We start from the raw sequence: 16,972 nt of genomic DNA, 5'->3' as shown, positions 1-16,972 counted from the left end.
ACGTACCAGCAAAGCGATTCTGTTGTGGACGAAAGCCGGTTGAAGCGGTCCGCCGCCTGGGCGAAGCTGGCTGAATGATGATCCGCCGCACCCTGCTCACCGCCGCCCTGCTGGCCCCTCTCACCGCCCTTGCGCAGACCGTGCTGCCGGCCCCGCCTGTCACGCCGACGATCCAAGAATCGACACCCAAGCCTGCGACTCAGAAGGTCGCGATCGAGACCAGCCTCGGCCGGATCGTGCTCGAGCTGGAGACCGCGCGCGCCCCGATCACGGCACGCAATTTCCTGCGCTATGTCGACCAGAAGCGGCTCGACGGTGTCGGCTTCTATCGTTCGGTGAAAGTTGCGGACAAGTTCGGCTTCGTCCAGTTCGGCGTGGAGGGAAACCCCAAGCGCATTCTTCCCCCGATCGCGCATGAACCCACCACCAAGACCGGCGTGAAGCACGTCGACGGCGCGATCTCTACCGCACGCCTCGCCCCGGGCACCGCGCGCGGCGAATTCACGATCAGCGTCGGCGATCAGACCTCGCTCGACGCCAATCCGTCGGCGCCGGGCGACAATCTCGGCTATGCCGCGTTCGGCAAGGTGATCGAGGGGATGGACGTGATCTGGAAGATCCTCGACGCCCCCACCTCGCCGACCCGCGGCGAAGGCGTGATGAAGGGCCAGATGCTCGAACCCCGGATCAAGGTGCTGAGCGTGCGCCGCGTGCCTTAGCGGATCACTTCCCCTTGGCGGCGTCCGCTGCGCGCATGATCCGCAACACATTGCCTGACCAGATCTTGGCGATGTCCGCTTCGGAATAGCCAGCTGCGATCAGCCGTTCGGTGACCTTGGGCAATGCGGTGATGTCCTCGAACCCGCGCACGCCGCCCCCGCCGTCCCAGTCGGCCCCCATGCAGACATGATCCGGCCCCGCGACCTTCAGCAGATAGAGCAGATTGGTCATGAAGTTCTCGAAGTCGGTGTCCTGAACCGGTGCCACCTTGTCGAGCGCGCGCACCTGTGCGGTCAGCTTCGCCTGCTCCCCGGGCGAAAGCGTGCCGATCTTGTCGACCAGCGCCGACAGGCGATTGCGCTCATCGGTATAGTTCATCTTGGTCAGAAAGACGCTGTTCATGCACACCGCCCCGCCCTTCGCCGCAAGCTTGCGGATGCGATCGTCGTCGATATTGCGGTTGTGTCCCCACAGCGCCTTGGGACCGGAGTGCGAGAGAATGATCGGCGTCTTGCTAAGCTCGAGCAGCTGATCGAACGTCGCATCGGACGAATGGCTGCCGTCGATGACCATGCCAAGGCGGTTCATCTCGGCCACCCACTGCTTTCCGAGCGGCGACAAACCCTTCCACGTCGCCTGCCCCGTCGCGCTGTCGGCGAACTGGTTGTCCTTGGAATGGACAGGCCCAGCCATGCGCACGCCGCCGTCGTAGAAGGTCTTGAGCAGCGACAGGTCCTCGCCCAGCGGATAGCTGTTTTCGATGCTGATGAATCCGAAGCGCAGCCCCGCCTTGTCGGCGCGGATCGCCTGGTCTGCAGTCGTCACCAGCTCGATCCGGTTCGGATAGGCGCCGAGCGTCTTCCGGATCTCATCCAGCCGCTTGAGCGCGAACGCCTTGGCGTCGGCAAAGCCCTGCGGCGTCACTTCCTTCTGCGCAGTATAGATGACGAACATCCCGCCATCGAGCGCGCCTGTATCCATCCGGCCCAGATCGACCTGGGCAAGATCCGTCTCCCAGTCATGCCGGTCGCCGAACTTCCAATTGGGGTTGGAGAACCAGACTGGCGTGTCCAGATGCGTGTCGAGCGTCATCAGCCGCTGGTGCAGCGACTGCGGCGGCGCTGCCGCCTCCTGCGCGATCGTGGAGGAGCAGCTGGCCGCGGCAAGCGCAAGCAACGGCAGGCAGATCAAACGCATAGCGGCTCCTTCACGCACAACGACAGCTCCTCTCATTTCACCGGCTTGACGTCGAGTCCGGTCCATTTCGCCGCAAAGGCCCACAGGTCCGAGGTTTCCTCGATGACCTTGTCGGTCGGCTTGCCAGTGCCATGGCCGGCACGGGTTTCGATGCGGACCAGATGCGGCTTGGGGCCGATATCCGCCGCCTGCAGCGCCGCCGTATATTTGAAGGTATGGCCGGGGACGACGCGATCGTCCGTGTCCGCAGTCGTGGCGAGGATCGCCGGGTACGCCTTGCCCGCACCGATATTGTGATAGGGCGAATAGCCACGCAGCGTCTTCCAGTCCGCCTCCTTCGAGGGGTGACCGTAATCGTCCACCCAGTAGCGGCCGGCGGTCCAGCGATCGAAGCGCAGCATGTCCATCACGCCCACCGCCGGCAGCGCCGCAGCGAAAAGATCGGGCCGCTGGTTGACCACCGCGCCGACGAGCAGACCGCCATTCGACCCGCCCTGAATGGCGAGACCGTCCTTCTTCGCGATGCCCTGCGCGATCAGATACTCGCTCGCGCCGATGAAATCGTCGAAGGTGTTCTGCTTGTTGGCGAGGCGGCCGCCATCGTGCCATGCCTTGCCATATTCGCCACCGCCACGAATGTTGGCGAGGACGAATACCCCGCCCTGCTCCATCCACGCGATCCGCGAGGCCGAGAAGGCCGGGCCGTAGCTGACGTTGAACCCGCCATAGCCCCAGAGCAACGTCGGTGCCGGACCGGTCACATCCTTCCGCTTGACGATGAACATCGGCACCCTGGTGCCGTCCTTCGAGGTGAAGAAGCGCTGCTCGACGCCGTACTTCGCCGGATCGAACGCCACCTTGGGCTGTGCCCAGACCTTCGTCTCGCCGGTCTTCACGTCGAAGCGGTAGACAGTGGTCGGCATGTTGAAGCTGGTAAAGGCGTAGAACAGCTCGCTGTCGTCGGGATCGCCACTCGATCCCGCGATGCTGCCGATGCCCGGCGTGGCGACCTTGCCCAACAGCTTGCCGTCGAGCGAGTAGCGCCGCATCTCGTCCTTTGCATCGACCATGTAGCTGACGAGCAGCTGCCCGCCGACGATGCCCGCGCCTTCAAGCGTCGCCTTTTCCTCGGGGATCAGATCGGTCGCGACAGGGTTCGCCTGCGCGACATCCATCGTCACCACCTTGAGCTTCGGCGCGCCCTTGTTGGTCGTCCAGTAGAAGCGCGTGCCGACATTGCCGACGAGGCTCCAACGGTTCTCCAGACCCGCGATCAGCTTGCGCGGCTTGGCGCCAGGCGTCTTGATATCGAGCAGCGTGATCTCATAGCGGTCGTCGGTGCCCTCGGTCGTGGTGATGACCAGCCAGTTGCCGTCGTCCGTCACCTGCGCGAAATGCCCGCGCCTGGGCGTTTCAGGCGTCGCATAGACCAGCGTGTCGGCGCTCTGCGGCGTGCCGATCCTGTGGAAATAGACCGACTGATTCTCGTTGAGCTGCTGGAACGCCTGCCCCTCGGCCGGGGCCGGGAAGCGGCTGTAATAGAAACCGGATCCGTCCTTCGCCCAGGCGAGGTTGCTGAACTTGATCCACTTGACCTCGTCGTCCAGCGTCTTGCCGGTGGCGACGTCGAGCACCTTGACCGTGCGCCAGTCGCTGCCGCCGTCCTGGATGCCGTAGACCAGCAGCTTGCCATCCTGCGACGGCACCCATTCGGACAGCGCGGTCGCGCCGTCCTTGGCCCAGCCATTGGGATCGATCAGGACACGGCCGGGCGCATCGACCCCGTCGCGCACCCAAAGCACCGCCTGGTTCTGCAATCCGGTATTGTGGCTGTAGAAAAGTCGGCCTCCCTTGCGCGTGGGCACGCCGAACCGCTCGTAATCGAACAGCTGCTTGATCCGCGCCTTGAAGATATCGCGGCCGGGCAGCGTCGCCAGATAGGCATTGGTGACCTTATTCTGCGCCTCGACCCAGGCAGCGACCTCCTTGTCGTTGCGCACGTCATTCTCGAGCCAGCGATAGGGATCGGCGACTTTCTGTCCGAAGCTTTCGTCGGTCACGTCGACACGTTTGGTCTCAGGATAGGCGATCGGGGCAGGCATCGTGCTGGGCGACTCCGGGCTGGCGTGAACGATGGGGGCTGCGAACAGCAGCGGAAGGGCGATCAGCGACGCACGGCGCATTGGTATCTCCTGAAACGGGAACCGCGGCACCCTATTGCGGCAGCGCTGGCGGTCAAGCGGACCGCTTCATGAAGTTCGCATAAAAGCGGGGATTTCCGGCGAACGCGCCAGCGACGCGCCCATGACGCGACAGGTTCGCGACCATGACGGAACATCGACGCGACACCTGCGCGACGGGTACGCGACGACGTCAAGCCGAGGACGGGTGAAGACACTGCCGGTTGCCGCTTCATCGCCAAGGGTAAACCAGATGAAGTCCAACTTTGGAAGATCGCTCAGGAAAACGCGCTGAGGCCCGTCGAGTAGCTGACCCAGCCCATCACCAGCAGCGGCACAGTCGCGAAACCGATCGCCACCGCATTGCCTGCACCATTTCGCGTATTCGAACGCATCCGAACCTCCGACGCGAGGACATCCTCACGATCTGTCGACGCTCAAATGGGAAGTCATTTCGGTTTCGAAAGAGCAGCGATTCTTTCGAGGCGAAAATACCCGCTTTGCACATGGCAAAAAGGCGGCCGCACCGGAGTGCGACCGCCCTTTCGATCGGCTTGCGAGTCCGCGGATCAGGCCGCTTCGTCGAAATCCTCGTCGTTCATCACCGGGCCCGAATCCTGGCCCTTGGCCGAGACGTCGCGATCGACGAACTCGATGATCGCCATCTGCGCCGCGTCCGAAGCGCGCGGGCCGGTCTTGATGATCCGGGTGTAGCCACCGTTGCGGTCGGCATAGCGCGCGGCCAGAACGTCGAACAGCTTCACCAGCTGAGCATCGTCGAGCAGACGGGCATGCGCGAGACGGCGGTTCGAAAGGCCGCCCTTCTTCGCCAGCGTCACCAGCTTCTCGACGTAAGGACGCAGTTCCTTCGCCTTGGCGACGGTGGTGGTGATCTGCTCGTGCTTGATCAGCGCGGCCGACATGTTGCGGAACAGCGCAATGCGGTGTGCCGAGGTGCGCTGAAGCTTACGACCGCCGTACTTATGGCGCATGATATCTTCCTTCGTTCGTTAAGGGGCCGTCTTACGGAACCCCAGACCAGGTGGGACGGAGAGCCACCCATCAAGCCGTCATCCCGGCGAAAGCCGGGATCTCCATAAGGTTGCCCCCCGCCGCACGAGACCCCGGCTTTCGCCGGGGTGACGGCCAAGGGAGGAGCCGAAGCTCCTTACCCCATGATTTCTTGTTCGAGCTTCTTGGCCATCTCTTCGATATTCTCAGGCGGCCAGCCCGGGATTTCCATGCCGAGGCGCAGCCCCATCGACGACAGCACTTCCTTGATCTCGTTCAAGGACTTGCGGCCAAAGTTCGGGGTGCGCAGCATCTCGGCTTCGGTCTTCTGGACCAGATCGCCGATATAGATGATGTTGTCGTTCTTGAGGCAGTTGGCCGAACGGACCGACAGCTCGAGCTCGTCCACCTTCTTGAGCAGGTAGCGGTTGATCGTCGCGGTGTCGCCCGCGCCGCCTTCCGCCGCGGCCGGAGCGGCCACGCCGATCGGTGCCGAACGGGTGATCGCCGAATCGTCGAAGTGGACGAACAGCGCGAGCTGGTCCTGAAGAATGCGCGCGGCATAGGCCACGGCGTCTTCAGGGGTCACGGTGCCGTCGGTCTCGACCGAGAGGCTGAGCTTGTCGTAATCGAGTTCCTGCCCGACGCGGGTGTTCTCGACCTTGTAGCTGACCTGACGGACCGGCGAGTAGAGCGCGTCGACCGGGATCAGACCGATCGGCGCGTCGGCCGGACGGTTCGACGCGGCCGGGACATAGCCCTTGCCGGTGTCGGCGACGAGTTCCATGTTCAGCGTTGCGCCATCGTCGAGGTGGCACAGCACCAGATCGGGGTTCATCACTTCGATGTCGCCCGAAACCGCGATGTCGCCGGCCTTGACCTCGGCCGGGCCGGTCGCGCTGAGCTGGAGACGCTTGGCGCCTTCGCCCTGCATCTTGAGCGCGATCTGCTTCACGTTGAGCACGAGATCGGTCACGTCCTCACGCACGCCGGCGAGCGACGAGAATTCGTGGAGCACGTTCTCGATCTTGATCGAGGTCACCGCCGCACCCTGGAGCGACGAGAGCAGCACGCGGCGCAGCGCGTTGCCGAGCGTCAGGCCGAAGCCACGCTCCAGCGGTTCAGCGACGAAGGTCGCCTTCCGCTTGCCGTCACCGCCCTTTTTCTCAAGGCCGTTCGGCTTCTTCAGTTCCTGCCAGTTCTTTGCGTTGACAGACACAGGCTTCCCCTGGGTTGGGCAGGACGGGGGGCAGTCCTGCCAGGATTGGAGCCGCCTGCCACCCGATCCGGCATCCCGGACCGCGATGGCAGGCGGAAAGTCAAATCAGACGCGACGACGCTTGCTGGGGCGAACGCCGTTGTGCGGGATCGAGGTCACGTCGCGGATCGACGTGATCTGGAACCCAACCGCCTGCAGCGCGCGCAGTGCCGACTCACGGCCCGAACCCGGGCCCTTGACCTCGACCTCGAGCGTGCGGACGCCGTGCTCGGCAGCCTTGCGGCCCGCATCCTCGGCAGCGACCTGAGCCGCATACGGGGTCGACTTGCGCGAGCCCTTGAAGCCCATCATGCCGGCCGACGACCAGCTGATCGCGTTGCCCTGGGCGTCCGTGATCGTGATCATGGTGTTGTTGAAGCTGGCGTTCACATGGGCGACGCCGGCGGTGATGTTCTTGCGTTCGCGACGGCGAAGACGCTGCGGTGCTTGTGCCATTATTCAGTAATCCTTCGAATCTGCGAAGAAAGGCGGGCCACCGGTCAGGCGGCCCAGCGGCTTACTTCTTCTTGCCAGCGATCGGCTTCGCCTTGCCCTTGCGGGTGCGCGCATTGGTGTGCGTGCGCTGGCCGCGAACGGGCAGACCCTTGCGATGACGCAGGCCGCGATAGCAGGCCAGGTCCATCAGGCGCTTGATGTTCATCGCGGTTTCGCGGCGAAGATCACCCTCGACGGTGTAGGCGCCGTCGATGGTTTCGCGGATCTGAAGCACTTCCTGGTCGGTCAGGTCCTGCACGCGACGCTCGGCGGTGATGCCCAGCTTGTCGGTGATTTCCTTGGCCTTCGCGGGGCCGATGCCGTGGATATACTGAAGCGCGATCAGTACGCGCTTGTTGGTCGGGAGGTTAACACCCGCAATACGTGCCATGAATCTTGTTCTCCCAGCTCCACGGGGCGTGCATGGCAGCAAGCCCCATCTCGTAGCGTTGACCCGAAACGCAGTCGCGCGGCACACGCCCACAAGCGCTGCCGGTCGAACAGGTTTCGGAAGATGCGCGACATATGGAGTCGGACCCGCGCTGTCAAGCGCCGGTGCCGAATGCGTTTCGCGTTAGGCGGACATACACCATTCGGGCGGCCCGGCCAAGCGAATGACGCTCAGCCGCCCTGCTCGGCCGCCTTCTTGAGTGCGGGCCATTGCGCGGCAAGCACGCCGTCCACCGCCTGCGCAAACCCGGTGAGGCCGGCGGGGTGATAGCCGCCGACGACATAGGTGACGGTCACTACCGTCCCCTGCCCCTCCGGCTTGAGCGCGAAGGTCATCGTGCCGGTGACCGCGCCGCTCTGGAGCGGGCCGAAGGCGCCGTCGACGCGCAGGACCTTGCCGCGATCGGCATAGATCACCCGCGCATGTTCGATCGCGCCGCCCGCCAGCTTCTCGCACCAGCAGCCGCCGGGCCGCGGGTCGATCGACAGGTTGGCGGCGATGCCGGAATAGCTGTGATCCTTGCTCCACCAGACCGACGGCCGGACGATCGTGTCCCACACCTTCTCGGGCGGGGCGGCGACGACCAGCTTGTGGCTCGACACAAAGCCGCCCGGCTCCGACTTGGTCACTTCGCCCGCCGCGGGCCAGCCCGCCACCAACGCCACCGCCATGATCATCTTGCGCATCGTTCCGCCCTCCTGCCCGAAAAAGGCTGATCCTGCGGCGGCGCCCCGTCAAATCATTTTGCGGGCGCCTCCGTCTTGGCGGTGCTGCGGTCGAGGAAGTCGAGGATCGTCTTCCACAGATGGACGCTGACGCCCGGGCCGCCGACCTTATGGGTCTGGCCGGGGTAGAGCATCACCTCGAACGGCACGGACGCGCCCTGAAGCTTCGACATCATCACCGTCGAATGCTCGAGCACGACATTGTCGTCGGCCATGCCGTGGATCAGCAGCAGCGGATCGCTGATCTTCGTGGCGTCGGCGACGGTGTTGGCCTTGTCATAGGCGCCCTGAACCTTGCGCGGATCGCCCATATATCGCTCGGTATAATGGGTGTCGTACAGCTCCCACTTGCTCACCGGCGCGCCCGAGACACCCGCCGCGAAGGTGCCGGGCGCGGCCTGGAGCATCTTGAGCGTCATATAGCCGCCGTACGACCAGCCATAGGTGGTGATCCTGGCCGGATCGACGAAGTCGAGCGTCTTCAGATACGCGGCGCCGGCAAGCTGGTCCTGGACCTCGACCCCGCCCATCGCCTGGAACAGGTGATCCTCGAACGCCTTCCCGCGATTGGCCGCGCCGCGATTGTCGAGCACGAACCAGATATAGCCGCGATCGACGATATATTGCTGGAGCGCGCCGCCCCACTGGCGGCTGACCTGTTGCGAGTGCGGGCCGCCATAGTGCTGGAAGAACACCGGGTATTTCCTGCCCGGTTCGAGCTTCGGCGTGATCATCTCCCAGTGAAGGTCCGTGCCGTCGGCAGCCTTGATCGTGCCGAACTGTTTGGCGCGATGCGCGGCGAGATAGAGCGCATAGGGATGGTCGCCCGCGACCTTGTTCTCATTGACCCAGGCGAGGCGCTTGCCCGCCGCGTCGGTCAGCATCACCTGGGCCGGCTGATCGCCCTTGGAGCGGGTGACGATGATCCGGCTGGCACTCTCATTCCCCTTGGCCGCATGCCAGAAGCCAGGCTCGCTGATCCGCGTGACCACGCCGGGCCTGGCCAGATCGACGGTGTAGAGGTGCCGTTCGAGCACCCCGTCCTTGTTACCGAGGAAGGTGACCCGCCCGTTGACTTCATCGACACCGACCAGCTCGGCGACTTCCCAGTCGCCCCTGGTCAGCTGGGTCCAGTTGCCGTCCTTGAAGCGATAAAGATGGCCATGGCCGTCGCGCTCGGACCACCAGATCAGGCTGCCGTCCTTGAGCGGCCGGTAGGCGTCCGAAAGATTGACCCAGCTGCGCTCGCCCGACTTCTCGCTGAACAGGATGCGCGATTTGCCGGTGGCGGGATCGACCGCGAGCATATCGAGCACGGTCTGCGCGCGGTTCTGGCGCTGGACGAGCAGGGTCTTGCCGTCGGGCGTCCAGTCGACGCGGGCGAGGTAGATGTCGGTCTCGGCGCCGAGATCGACCTTCACCTTGCCGCTGCCATCGGGGTTGATGACGTAGAGGTCGACCAGCACGTTTGCGGTACCCGCCTTGGGATAGCGTTGGTCATAGACCTTCGTCCCCTCCGCACCGATCGCGGCGCGGCTGACGATGCCGACCGGCGATTCGTCGAAGCGCTGGACGGCGATGCGCTTGTCGTCGGGCGACCACCAATAGCCGGTGCGGCGTCCCATCTCTTCCTGCGCGACGAATTCCGCCTCACCGAAATAGACATTGCCCTTGCCTTCGGAGGTCGCCTTGCTCTCGGCGCCGGTGGCGAGGTTGAGCACCACCAGATTCTGGTCGCGCACATAGGACGCGAAATGACCGCCGGGGCTGATTTCCGGGTTCAGTTCCCCGGCCTCGCTGGCGGTCAGCCGACGCACGTCGCCGGCCAGGGTCGCGAGGTAGAGGTCGCCATCGAGCGGCACGAGGATCGCCTTGCCGTCGGGTGCCCAGTCATAGGCGACGATGCCGCGCGTCCCGCCGATGCGCGCACGCTCACGCTGCATCTTCTCCGCCTCGGACAATTCAGCACCGGTGCCGATCTTCTTGCTATCGACGAGCATCCGCCATTCGCCCGTCGCGGTATCCATCGCCCACAGATCGTAGCGGTCGCGATCGTCGGCGCGGTTGCGCAGTACCGTCACATATTTGCCGTCGGGCGAGAGCTTGAGCGCACGCGGATTGCTGCCCGCCAGATCGGGGCTGGCGAAAACCCGCTCCAGCGTCAGCCGTTGCGGCACCGCCTGTTGCGCTTCAACCGGCATCGTCAGCCCGCAAACGCCCGCCATCATCACGCCCGCCAACCATCGCTTCATCAAACCTCTCCGGAACAAGGTGCCGCTTATTGCGGAGCGTTCACGACCGGTAAAGCGCGATGGCGGTTGAAGGGCAAATGGATGGGGGGAATATCCATTCACGGAACGGACGCGTAACGGTGCGAGTTGTCGCACAGTCCAGTAACAGAGGAACGATCATGACCAAGCGAATGACCAAGGGCATCGCTACCCTCGCCCTGATGGCGACGGTGCTGACGCCGATCGCCGTCGCCGCGCAGGAGAACGACCTGCAGGGCATCCGCTCGAGCCGGGGCGACTCCGAACTGCAGCGGCGCGGCTACAAGCTCGAGAAGCGCTCGGGCGATTCGCAATTCTGGTGGAACTCGCGCACCGATACCTGCATCCGCGTGAATGTGTGGCGGGGCCGGTACGAGAGCATTTCGAGCGCATCCAAGTCGGACTGCGGCAAGGGCGGCCCCTCGGCCGGAGTCGTGGTCGGCGCCGCTGTCGCGATCGGCCTGATCGCTGCGCTCGCGAGCAAGAAGGACAAGGGCCCCGACTACAAGCGCGGCTACGACGACGGTCTGAACGGCAACCCCTATGATCGTCGCGGCAACGACCGCTATCGCGAAGGCTATCAGGCGGGCGAGACCGAGGCGCAGAAGCGCCCCGATCCGCAGCGCGACCCGGAGTTCAAGCGTGGCTATGACGACGGCCTCTACGGCAGGGCCTATGACCGTCGCGGCAACGACCGCTATCGCGAGGGCTATCGGGTCGGCCAAGACGAAGCGCGGCGCCCCGATCCGCAGCGCGACCCGGAGTACAAGCGGGGCTATGACGACGGCCTCTACGGCAGGGCCTATGACCGCCGCGGCAACGACCGCTATCGCGAGGGCTATCGGGCCGGCCAGGACGAAGCGCGTCGCCCCGACGACCGCGGCTCGCTCCGCAACGTGCCGCAGGCCGCGCGCGACGCCTGCGCCCGCCGCGCCGACGAGGACCTGAATGCGCGTCGCGGGACGAGCGTTCCGGTCAGCGCCCGCGAGCTGAACCGCAGCGAGTGGGAGATCGTGGTCGAGACCGGGCGCGAACGTTCGCGCTGCACGGTCGATTCGCGCGGCTATGTGCGCAGCCTGACCGCCTATTGATCCGGGCCGGGCCGCGCTTCCGACAGGACGAAGCGCGGCCCGGGACCGTCGGCGGCCATCCGATCGCCCGGATTGTAGAGCCCGCACGTCCTGAGCGACAGGCAGCCGCAGCCGATGCAGCTGTCCAGCGTATCCCGGGTCCGCTCCAGCAGCGCGATGCGCCGGTCGATCTCCTTGCGGAAATGCCGGCTGATCCGCTCCCAGTCCGCCTGGGTGGGGGTGCGCCCCTGCGGCAGCTGCGCCAGCTCGGCGCAGATCTCCTCGATCGTCAGCCCCAGCTTCTGCGCGATCAGCGTGAAGGACAGACGCCTGATGTCCGATCGCAGGAAACGGCGCTGGTTGCCGCTGGTTCGTATCGACGAAACCAGCCCCCGCCCCTCGTAGAAACGGATCGCGGAGACCGACAGGCCGGTCCGCGCCGCAAGCTCGCCGATCGTCAGCAGGTCGCATCCGCGCATTCCGGGCCTTTCGAAATTTTGGGCTTGATCTCAACTTAAGTTGAGGTTGTACCGGGGGCGGGCAATCACGCAACCGCAAAGGATATGTGGATGTCCGGCCCGATCATCGAACACGTCAATCTCACCGTCACCAACCCCGCGCGTACAGCAGAACTGATGGAGCGGCTGTTCGGCTGGCACATTCGCTGGGAGGGGCCGGCGCGCGACGGCGGCACATCGATCCATGTCGGGGACGAGCGTTTCTACATCGCGCTCTACGCGCCCCCGGGCGAACCGGAGGCGCGCTTTCCCAAGGGCGCGCCGCTCAACCATGTCGGCATCCTTGTCCGCGACCTCGATGCGATCGAGGACAAGGTCACGCAGGCCGGGCTGAAACCGTTCGCGCATGGCGACTATTCGCCCGGCCGCCGCTTCTACTTCCTCGACTATGACGGGATCGAGTTCGAGATCGTCTCCTATGGCTGACGTGCCAGCGGAACCGCGCAGATGCTGAGCATCCGGTTCGCGATCTCGCGTTCGCCCATCACCACTTCGCCGGCGCCGGCGCCCTCGAGATGGGCGACCTCGGCCTCCGAATGGGCGCGCGCGACGATCGCGATGCCGGGGTTGAGCTTGCGCACGGCCTCGACCACCGCGCCGCCTTCGAACCCTTCGGGGATGGCGATGAGCAGCTTGCTCGCGCGTTCGATCCCCGCCGCTTCCAGCGCGGCGGGATCGAGCGCGTTGCCGCGCACGACGTTGAGCCCCGATTCCTTCGCCTCCCTGGCGGTATCGGCCTGATCCTCGATCAGGATGAAGGCCCGGTCGCGCGCCTTCAGGTCGCGCGCGATCAGCTTGCCCACGCGGCCATAGCCGATCAGCACGACATGGTCGCGCAGATCCGCGGTATCGGCGGGCATCTCGACCGGATCGGTCTTCTCCTGCCGCTTGGGCACGAACCAGTTGAAGATGAACGGGTTGACGAAGATCGACAGCAGCGCACCCGCGAGGATCAGGTCACGGCCCGCCGGAGGCAGGATGGCGAGGCTGGTGCCGAGCGTGGCGAGGATGAACGAGAACTCGCCGATCTGCGCGAGGCTGGCCGCCGCGGTGATCGCAGTGCGGTGGCTGTGCTTGAGCGCGCGAACGATGAAATACGCCGCGACCGACTTGCCGAAGACGATGATCAGCACCGTCGCGACCAGCGCCAGCGGCTGATCGACGACGATCTGCGGATTGAACAACATGCCGACCGACACGAAGAACAGCACCGCGAACGCGTCGCGCAGCGGCAACGTCTCTTCGGTCGCCTGACGGCTGAGCGGGGTTTCGCCCAGGATCATGCCCGCGAAAAAGGCGCCGAGCGCGAACGACACGTCGAACACCACCGCCGCACCGAACGCGACACCCAGCGCGATGGCGAGCACCGCGAGGCGGAACAGCTCGCGCGAACCGGTGTTGACGACCCAGTGCAGCGCCCATGGGATGACGCGGCGGCCGACCACCAGCATGACGAAGAGGAAACCGGTGATCTTGAACCCGGTCTGGGCCAACGGCACCAGCAGCGCCGACCAGCTCGCGGGCGCATCGCCCTTCATCACCTCGGCGAGCGCGGGCAGCAGCACCAGCGCGAGGACCATCACCAGATCCTCGACGATCAGCCAGCCGACTGCGATCCGCCCGCGTTCGGTATCGACGATGCCGAACCCTTGCAGCGCGCGCAGCAGCACCACGGTGCTGGCGACCGACAGCGCGAGGCCGAAGACGAAGCCGGCGAGCGGGTCCCAGCCCATCGTCCAGGACAGGCCCATGCCCATCAAGGTCGCGACCGCGATCTGGCCGATCGCGCCGGGCACCGCGACATTCTTCACCGACAAGAGGTCGCGCAGCGAGAAATGCAGGCCGACGCCGAACATCAGCAGGATCACGCCGATCTCGGCGAGTTCCGCGGCGAGGTCGCCGTCGCCGACGAAGCCGGGCGTGTGCGGGCCGACAAGGATGCCGGCGAGCAGATAGCCCGCGATCGGCGATACTTTGAGCTTATGGGCGATCGAGCCCATGATGAAGGCGATGACGAGGCCGGCGACGATCGTGGCGATGAGCGGCGTGTGATGCATAGGCAATGAAGTCCCTGTTTGGTGGCCGGGCCGTCAATGCGGCCCGGTCAACGGCTCACTCGGTCGTCGCGCCGACCAGTGCCGCGGCGATCGCGGCGCTGCCGGCAATCCCGCTCCAGATCGCGGGTGCAAACCACCAGGGCGGCCGTTTGTTGCGTGGCGTTTCCATGACGTATCTCCCAATGTCGCCGCCCGCGGACGGCGGTTGGCTGAGGGAAGGTCAGGAAAGCGGCGGACCACGCGGACTGCCGTCCAGAGCAGGGGATGACGGCAGCGCAGGTGCCGCCGTCAGTGGATTGGGAGGGTCAGGGAGGCCGTAGTCGAGCGCCGCCGGGACGATGGGCAGCGGCGCGAGAGCGAGCGCATCGCCCTGCCCGCTTGCCGGCTCATCGTCGGAACGAACGGCCTCCGCCACGATGCGCGGCTGGGCACGGCTCGGCTGGAGCGCGACCGCGGTGGTCGCCGGGTTGAAGGCCGAACCGAGCGTCGTGGTGCGCGGCATTCCGACCGGCATCAACGAGGAAAGCAGGGCGGTGGCGAGCGCAAGCCAGAGCGACGCGACGTGGAGCGGCAAGCGCCGCCGGGTCATCGTCATCGTTCGGATCGCCCGTGTCGCCATCTTCCCAACCTAGTGTCGACCGGCCGAGATGCAATCGCGCCGAACGGCTCAGCGTGGAATCGACACCGTGACGCGACGATTCTTCGCGCGACCGGCCGGATCGTCCTTGCCGTCAGACGCCTGGTTGGCCGCAACCGGTTCGGTCTCACCCTTTCCGGCCACGAGATACCGGCGCTGGCGAATGCCCACCTGCTCGCCCATCCAGTCAGCCACGGCTTGCGCACGCCGCTTGGAAAGCTCGAGATTATAGGCGTCGTCGCCCTTGGCGTCGGTATGGCCGACCATCTCGACCGGGCCGGCCGGAGCCTGACGTACAAGCTCGGCGACCTTTGCCAGATTGGTGGCCGCCGCTGGCGTCAGATCCGCCCGGTCGAACTCGAACAAGGTGTCAGCGGGCAGATCGACGATCGTCTGTGTCTCCGTCGTCCGCACGTTGAGACCGCTGATGTCGGCTTTCAGCGCGCTGACCGATCCGGCAAGGGCGCCGCCGGTCCCGGCTGACCGGCTAGCTTGTGGAGTGACCGGCGTTGCCGCCGGCTCGACGCCGTTGGCGGGAGCCGCGCCGTTGTCGGAACACCCGGCCAGGACCAACGCCGCGACCAGCACCTGCCTCACCGCGTCACCGGTACGCCGTCGAACGGCACCACGCCGGGGAGATTGATCGATACGGTCTTGCTCGTGGCGGGCGGCGCCGGGAATTTGAGCCAGACGATCTGCGGCGAACGCCCCAGTGCGAACGACAGATTGTCCTTGCTACCGGAGGAGAGCGGCGCGGCGAGCGGCTTGCCCGAAGCGTCCTTGAGGACCCCGAGCTGACGAGCGCTTGCGTCGTCGATCACGCTGATGTCGTCGACCTTGAGATATTGCGATCCCGTGCCGCCCGTATAGCTGAGCTGGACGGTCATCACGTCGCCCGTGACCGCGACCTTGTTGAGGGCCACCTGCGATCCCTGGGGCCCAGGCTCGGTTCTGATCGCCGCCTGGGGTGCCGGCACCGGAGTCGGCGAGGCGACAACATCCGTCCGCATCACGCCTGAGACCTCAGCCTCGACCGGAGCGGATGCGGCAGGTGTTGCCTGATTGGCCTCCGGTGCTGCCTTGCAAGCAGCGAGCATCCCAAGAACGATCAACGGCAAGTGGTTGCGGAACGTCCTCAATCGTCATCTCCCGGCTGTGCCGGGCAACTACGTTCGGGCGCTGCGCGGGTTCCGAAACGAAACGGGGCGCGGAAGTGATGACTTCCGCGCCCCGCGCTGTTCGTCTGGCGACGCGGCTTATTCGGCCGCGGCGACGTCCTTCGACGGGCGCGGATCGCGGCGCTCGGCGATGCGCGCCGACTTGCCGGTACGGCCACGCAGATAATAGAGCTTCGCACGACGCACGACGCCGCGACGGACGACTTCGATGCTGTCGATGTTCGGCGAATAGAGCGGGAAGACGCGCTCGACGCCCTCGCCGAACGAAATCTTGCGAACGGTGAAGTTGCTGCCCATGCCCTTGTTGGCGCGGGCGATGCAGACGCCTTCATAGTTCTGAACGCGGGTGCGCTCGCCTTCGACGACCTTCACGCCGACCTTCAGCGTGTCGCCGGGGCGGAAATCGGGGATCTTCTTGTCGGCCAGGAACTTCGCGACGTTCTCGGCCTCGATCTGCTGGATGAGGTTCATCTCATTCGTCCTTCTTCTGCCGCGCGCCAGAGGGAGACTGGACCCGAGCGCCCTCATGGCGCTCCCAAAGATCCGGCCTCCTTAGCCGTGTATCGATCTCCGCCTGTTGCTTTCGCCAGGCCGCGATCTTCGCATGATCCCCCGATCGCAGCACTTGCGGGATCGTGCGCCCTTCCCATTCGACGGGCCGGGTGTACTGCGGATATTCGAGCAAGCCGCTTTCGAAGCTTTCCTCGACCCCGCTGGAAGGCGCGCCCATTACGCCGGGAAGCAGCCGAATGCAAGCGTCAAGCAGCACCAGCGCGCCCATCTCCCCGCCCGAGAGGATATAGTCGCCGATCGAAACGGGTTCGATGGCGCACGCCTCGAACAACCGCTCGTCGAACCCCTCGAACCGGCCGCAGAGGATCGACACGCCGGGACCCGCCGCCAGCGCGCGCACGCGCTCCTGCGTCAGCGGCGCGCCGCGCGGGGTCATCGCCAGCATCGGGCGGTCATAGCCGACATGATCGCACGCCGCGGCGAGGATATCCGCCTTGAGCACCATCCCCGCCCCGCCGCCGGCCGGCGTATCGTCGACCGTGCGATGCTTGTCGGTGGCGAAGTCACGGATCTGGACAGTGTCGAGCGACCACTTCCCGTCCGCCAGCGCGCGCCCGGCGATCGACGTGCCGAGCGGCCCCGGGAACATCTCCGGATAGAGGGTCAGGACGGTTGCGGCGAAACTCATGGTG

The 16,972-nt window shown here is 65.6% G+C and carries 18 protein-coding genes; 3 read left to right on the top strand and 15 right to left on the bottom strand.

The annotated features are described in order from the left end of the window. Nucleotides 1-74: 74 nt before the first annotated feature. Nucleotides 75-719 carry a peptidylprolyl isomerase gene (locus BDW16_RS20645; RefSeq protein ID WP_066579273.1) on the top strand — a complete coding sequence of 215 codons (645 nt, stop codon included), beginning with the start codon at nucleotides 75-77 and terminating at the stop codon, nucleotides 717-719. A gap of 4 nt (nucleotides 720-723) precedes the next feature. On the opposite strand, the gene BDW16_RS20640 is transcribed toward BDW16_RS20645, so the two are convergent. The 8 genes from BDW16_RS20640 to BDW16_RS20605 form a co-directional block, all read right to left on the bottom strand. Continuing rightward, complete coding sequence (locus BDW16_RS20640) at nucleotides 724-1,917, bottom strand: dipeptidase (RefSeq protein WP_066579271.1); 1,194 nt, start codon at nucleotides 1,915-1,917, stop codon at nucleotides 724-726. Between the two features lie 32 nt (nucleotides 1,918-1,949). Continuing rightward, a complete protein-coding gene (locus BDW16_RS20635) occupies nucleotides 1,950-4,100 on the bottom strand; it encodes a prolyl oligopeptidase family serine peptidase (protein WP_066579268.1) in 2,151 nt (716 codons plus the stop codon). A 566-nt stretch (nucleotides 4,101-4,666) separates the two neighbouring features. After that, the gene (gene rplQ, locus BDW16_RS20630; RefSeq protein ID WP_066579266.1) at nucleotides 4,667-5,089 is read right to left on the bottom strand and encodes a 50S ribosomal protein L17; all 423 of its coding nucleotides are present in this window, start codon (nucleotides 5,087-5,089) and stop codon (nucleotides 4,667-4,669) included. Between the two features lie 176 nt (nucleotides 5,090-5,265). After that, nucleotides 5,266-6,327 carry a DNA-directed RNA polymerase subunit alpha gene (locus BDW16_RS20625; protein ID WP_066579264.1) on the bottom strand — a complete coding sequence of 354 codons (1,062 nt, stop codon included), beginning with the start codon at nucleotides 6,325-6,327 and terminating at the stop codon, nucleotides 5,266-5,268. A 105-nt stretch (nucleotides 6,328-6,432) separates the two neighbouring features. Then, nucleotides 6,433-6,822: a 30S ribosomal protein S11 gene (rpsK, locus tag BDW16_RS20620; protein WP_066579261.1), complete on the bottom strand. Its 390-nt coding sequence runs from the start codon at nucleotides 6,820-6,822 to the stop codon at nucleotides 6,433-6,435. A 61-nt stretch (nucleotides 6,823-6,883) separates the two neighbouring features. Beyond that, complete coding sequence (gene rpsM / locus BDW16_RS20615) at nucleotides 6,884-7,252, bottom strand: 30S ribosomal protein S13 (protein ID WP_066579258.1); 369 nt, start codon at nucleotides 7,250-7,252, stop codon at nucleotides 6,884-6,886. A gap of 230 nt (nucleotides 7,253-7,482) precedes the next feature. After that, the gene (locus BDW16_RS20610) at nucleotides 7,483-7,998 is read right to left on the bottom strand and encodes an SRPBCC family protein (protein WP_066579255.1); all 516 of its coding nucleotides are present in this window, start codon (nucleotides 7,996-7,998) and stop codon (nucleotides 7,483-7,485) included. A 53-nt stretch (nucleotides 7,999-8,051) separates the two neighbouring features. Then, nucleotides 8,052-10,289, bottom strand: a complete 2,238-nt coding sequence (locus tag BDW16_RS20605; RefSeq protein WP_066579252.1) for a S9 family peptidase — start codon at nucleotides 10,287-10,289, stop codon at nucleotides 8,052-8,054. A 158-nt stretch (nucleotides 10,290-10,447) separates the two neighbouring features. Between BDW16_RS20605 and BDW16_RS20600 the strand changes: the two genes are divergently transcribed. Continuing rightward, nucleotides 10,448-11,398, top strand: coding sequence for a chromosomal replication initiator protein DnaA (locus BDW16_RS20600; RefSeq protein ID WP_066579250.1), 951 nt, complete (start codon nucleotides 10,448-10,450; stop codon nucleotides 11,396-11,398). On the opposite strand, the gene soxR is transcribed toward BDW16_RS20600, so the two are convergent. After that, nucleotides 11,392-11,856, bottom strand: a complete 465-nt coding sequence (soxR, locus tag BDW16_RS20595) for a redox-sensitive transcriptional activator SoxR (protein WP_066579248.1) — start codon at nucleotides 11,854-11,856, stop codon at nucleotides 11,392-11,394. The genes BDW16_RS20600 and soxR overlap by 7 nt on opposite strands. A 90-nt stretch (nucleotides 11,857-11,946) precedes the next feature. On the opposite strand from soxR, the gene BDW16_RS20590 reads away from it, so the two are divergent. Next, nucleotides 11,947-12,321, top strand: coding sequence for a VOC family protein (locus BDW16_RS20590; protein ID WP_066579443.1), 375 nt, complete (start codon nucleotides 11,947-11,949; stop codon nucleotides 12,319-12,321). Here the strand turns inward: BDW16_RS20590 and BDW16_RS20585 are convergent. The 6 genes from BDW16_RS20585 to trmD form a co-directional block, all read right to left on the bottom strand. Next, entirely contained in the window at nucleotides 12,312-13,952 is a 1,641-nt protein-coding gene (locus tag BDW16_RS20585) for a cation:proton antiporter domain-containing protein (RefSeq protein ID WP_371836704.1), read from the bottom strand. The two genes, BDW16_RS20590 and BDW16_RS20585, sit on opposite strands and share 10 nt — an antisense overlap. 220 nt (nucleotides 13,953-14,172) lie before the next feature. Beyond that, a complete protein-coding gene (locus tag BDW16_RS20580) occupies nucleotides 14,173-14,571 on the bottom strand; it encodes a hypothetical protein (RefSeq protein ID WP_066579244.1) in 399 nt (132 codons plus the stop codon). 48 nt (nucleotides 14,572-14,619) lie between these two features. Then, nucleotides 14,620-15,186 carry an OmpA family protein gene (locus tag BDW16_RS20575; protein ID WP_066579241.1) on the bottom strand — a complete coding sequence of 189 codons (567 nt, stop codon included), beginning with the start codon at nucleotides 15,184-15,186 and terminating at the stop codon, nucleotides 14,620-14,622. Continuing rightward, nucleotides 15,183-15,512, bottom strand: a complete 330-nt coding sequence (locus tag BDW16_RS21205) for a hypothetical protein (RefSeq protein ID WP_125958827.1) — start codon at nucleotides 15,510-15,512, stop codon at nucleotides 15,183-15,185. Before BDW16_RS21205 ends, BDW16_RS20575 begins: the two co-directional genes overlap by 4 nt. 333 nt (nucleotides 15,513-15,845) lie before the next feature. Next, entirely contained in the window at nucleotides 15,846-16,238 is a 393-nt protein-coding gene (rplS, locus tag BDW16_RS20565; RefSeq protein WP_066579235.1) for a 50S ribosomal protein L19, read from the bottom strand. 1 nt (nucleotide 16,239) lies between these two features. Further along, entirely contained in the window at nucleotides 16,240-16,968 is a 729-nt protein-coding gene (gene trmD / locus BDW16_RS20560) for a tRNA (guanosine(37)-N1)-methyltransferase TrmD (RefSeq protein WP_066579230.1), read from the bottom strand. Nucleotides 16,969-16,972: the final 4 nt, after the last annotated feature.

The organism is Sphingomonas koreensis, assembly GCF_002797435.1.
Taxonomy (GTDB): Bacteria; Pseudomonadota; Alphaproteobacteria; order Sphingomonadales; family Sphingomonadaceae; genus Sphingomonas; species Sphingomonas koreensis.
The sequence above is the reverse complement of the archived record's forward strand: the minus strand, read 5'-3'. Positions and strand labels throughout refer to the sequence as shown.